Genomic DNA, 3882 nt, shown 5'->3' with positions numbered 1-3882 from the left:
AAAAAGTCGTGAGTCAGAGTTTAGCAGCCACAGTTGCATTATATGCAGCTATTGCCCCAGTACAGGCAGCACCAGGAAATGCAAATTCTGAAAAAGTCCACATGAATCAAAAAAGCAATACACCGGATTTTATTTCTGGTAAACTAACAGCCCCATCGAAGAAAGCAGCAAAAGACATCGTGTTAAATTATTTAGCAGAAAAACAAGGACTCTATAAAACCAGCAATGATTCTTATTCTAATTTCAAAGTACTAGATGAAACAAAAGATGAAGCTGGCTTCACTCTAGTAAAATTACAACAAGTTTATAAAGGTGTACCAGTTTTCGGATCAGTATTAACGGCGCATATTGATGCGGATGGTGTATTGACAGCTGTATCTGGTGAACTAGCACCAGAATTAGATAAAAAACAATCTTTAAAGAGTGGCGCAAAAATCAAACATGCTGAAGCTCAAGCGATTGCATCCAAAGATCTGGAAGCAAAAGTAGGAGAAGCACCAGAACTTGAGAAAGAAGCAAAACCAGAATTCGTAATCTATGTGAAAGATGGAAAAGCTAACTACGCGTATGCTTTTGAGTTTGAATTCTTATATCCATCACCAGGTAACTATCAGTACTTCGTAGATGCTCAAACAGGGGAGATTTTAGCCTCGTATAATCAGATTCATGAAGCAAAATCAACATCTGGTGTTACATCACCAACAGGTACCAACACAGTAGGTTCGGGTAAGGGCGTTTTAGGTGATACGAAGTCATTTAATACGGTAACGAACAGCAAGGGTTCATATTTGGTGGATCGTACGCGTGGAAACGGAATCTTTACGTATAATGGTAAAAACCGTACATCAATACCAGGAACGTTATGGTTGGATACAGATAATGTGTTGAACGCGGCTGTTGATGCACCAGCTGTTGATGCTCACGCTTACGCTGCCCAAACATATGATTATTATAAAAATGTCCATAACCGTAATAGCTATGATGGCAATGGGGCACAATTAATTTCTACCGTACATTACGGTCGCAATTACAACAATGCTTTCTGGAGCGGTTCGCAAATGGTGTATGGCGACGGAGATGGCTCTACATTCATCCCTCTATCAGGATCGCTTGACGTTATCGCACATGAGTTGACTCATGCCGTGACGGATACAACTGCGGATTTAGTCTATCAAAATGAATCAGGCGCAATCAATGAATCAATGTCTGATATTTTCGGTACGTTAGTAGAATATCATTTCAATAACAATCCTGACTGGTTAATGGGAGAAGACATTTATACGCCGGGAACATCAGGCGATGCATTACGATCCATGGAAGACCCAACAAAAAATGGAGATCCGGATCATTACTCGAAACGTTATGTGGGAACACAGGATAATGGCGGTGTTCACTCGAACAGTGGAATCAGCAACAAAGCTGCATACCTGTTAGCAAATGGCGGCACACATTACAGTGTCAGCGTAGCAGGAATCGGCAATGACAAAACGGGTAAAATTTTCTACCGTACGTTAACACAGTATTTAACACCAAACTCTACTTTTAGCCAATACCGTGTAGCAGCTGTTCAAGCAGCGACTGATCTTTATGGCGCAAGCAGCAGTGAAGTGGCAAGTGTGAAATCAGCATTTACAGCAGTGGGTGTAAATTAATTATTGAAATTTAAAAGACATCAGCTTGTTCCTTAAATGGAGTAAGTTGATGTTTTTTCTTGTATAACAGCTTGCCAAAATACATATCCTGTAGTAAAGTATGGATAATTTCACATATGAAACGTTGATGGGAAGTAGTAACAAGTTCCGTTTTTTGAAGAGAGCCAGCGGGTGGTGCGAGCTGGTAAAAACACTTGTGAATCCGTCCTGGAGTTGCGCGACTGAAAATTAGTAAGTTGCAGCCGGTTGAAAAGCCGTTATGAGACAAGTGGATTTGTTCGCATGGACAAATCAATCAGGGTGGCAACGCGGGTAGCTCTCGTCCCTTTCCAAGGGGATGGAGGGCTTTTTTTGTTGTCCAGCTTCGTAGCCCAGCTCGCACCTTCGCTTCAGAAACTCATTCGAAAACGAGTTTTCGATTCCTCACCGGAGGAGTCGAGCAAGAGTGGGCTACAACGCTTTTCGGCGATTTCTAAAACGTCTTTTTAACGCTTGTTACTAATCTCCCATCATCGAAATCGAAGGAGGAAAATACATGTTAGATGTAAAACGCGTAAGAGATAATTACGAAGAAGTGAAAGCAAAACTTGAAAAACGCGGTGAAGACTTAGGGAACTTTGATCAATTTGCAGAGCTTGATTCTAAACGTCGTGAACTAATCGGCAAAGCTGAAGTATTAAAAGCAGAACGAAATGAGGCATCTGAAAAAATTGCGGTTATGAAACGCAATAAAGAAAATGCGGACGATGTAATCTTGCGTATGCGTCAAGTAGGCGATGAAATCAAAGTGTTGGATGAAGAATTACGTAGTGTAGAAGAAAAGTTTGCAGATATGATGATGCGTCTTCCAAATATTCCACATGACAGCGTTCCGGTTGGGGATTCTGAAGATGATAACATTGAAGATCGTACATGGGGAGAAATACGTGAATTTGATTTTGAACCAAAACCTCACTGGGATATCGCGACAGATTTGAATATTGTCGATTTCGAACGTGCAGCAAAAACAACTGGTAGCCGTTTCTTGTTCTATCGTGGTCTAGGTGCTCGTTTGGAACGAGCTCTTATGAACTTCATGATCGATCTTCATACCGAAGAGCATGGCTATGAAGAAATGCTGCCTCCATATTTGGCAAACCGTGCAAGTCTTACAGGTACAGGTCAATTGCCGAAGTTTGAAGAAGATGCATTCTTAATTGAAAAAGAAGATTTCTTCTTGATTCCGACGTCTGAAGTAACGGTAACAAACTTCTACCGTGATGAAATTTTAACAAAAGATGCATTGCCACAAGGTTTTGCTGCATACAGTGCTTGTTTCCGTTCTGAAGCGGGTTCTGCCGGGCGTGATACACGTGGTTTGATTCGTCAACACCAATTCAACAAAGTGGAACTTGTTCGTTTTGTGAATCCTGATGATTCTTATAATGAATTGGAGAAATTAACAGGACATGCGGAGAAAGTTCTTCAATTATTGGGCTTGCCATACCGTGTTTTGAAAATGTGTACAGCGGATTTAGGATTTACGGCAGCGAAAAAATACGATATCGAAGTATGGATTCCTGCACAAGGCGTGTACCGTGAAATTTCTTCTTGCAGTAACTTTGAGGATTTCCAAGCACGTCGTGCAAACATTCGCTTCCGTCGTGAGCCAAATGCCAAACCGGAATTTGTGCATACGTTAAACGGTAGTGGATTKGCACTTGGCCGTACAGTAGCTGCTATTTTGGAAAACTTCCAACAAGAAGACGGCTCTGTTATCATTCCTGAGGTTTTACGTCCATATATGGGTGGAAAAGAAATCATCAGTAAATAAATATTGAAAAATGCAGAAAACCGGAAATGAACTTTAACTTAAGTTCGTTTCCGGTTCTTTTTTTGTTCACGCAAATTACGGAAAAATTGTGTAAGAATTCCGCCGCATTCTTCGGCTAATATTCCTTCAGTTACCTCACATTCATGATTAAACCGAGCGTCGTTTAACAATCGATAGAGTGAGTCGACGCAACCTGCTTTAACGTCACGTGCACCGTAAACCACCCGGGGAATTCGTGACTGCAATATTGCCCCAGCACACATCGGGCAAGGTTCAAGTGTGACGTAAAGGGTCATTTCTTCCAGACGCCAACTTCCGATTTTTGCACAAGCTTGCTGGATTGCCAACAACTCTGCGTGAGTCGTTGCGTTTTGAGTCGTTTCTCTTAAGTTATGTGCACGTGCAATGATTTCATCC

3 protein-coding genes and 1 other annotated feature are annotated in these 3882 nt (G+C 41.5%); of the genes, 2 read left to right on the top strand and 1 reads right to left on the bottom strand.

Annotation, left to right across the window (positions count from 1 at the left end):
* On the top strand, positions 1-1652 hold a 1652-nt coding region (locus AC1DSB_RS15915; RefSeq protein WP_477587087.1), incomplete at its 5' end, for a M4 family metallopeptidase.
* Positions 1653-1767: 115 nt separating this feature from the next.
* Positions 1768-1982, top strand: a binding site (T-box leader).
* 205 nt (positions 1983-2187) lie between these two features.
* A complete protein-coding gene (gene serS / locus AC1DSB_RS15910) occupies positions 2188-3465 on the top strand; it encodes a serine--tRNA ligase (protein ID WP_477587086.1) in 1278 nt (425 codons plus the stop codon).
* Between the two features lie 38 nt (positions 3466-3503).
* Here serS and AC1DSB_RS15905 read toward each other — a convergent pair.
* A partial coding sequence (locus AC1DSB_RS15905) for a nucleoside deaminase (protein WP_477587085.1) occupies positions 3504-3882 on the bottom strand: 379 nt, incomplete at its 5' end.

Source organism: Paenisporosarcina sp. P4_E4_2 (assembly GCF_056401595.1).
Note: the sequence above shows the minus strand (reverse complement) of the source record. Positions and strands in the feature narration are given on the sequence as shown.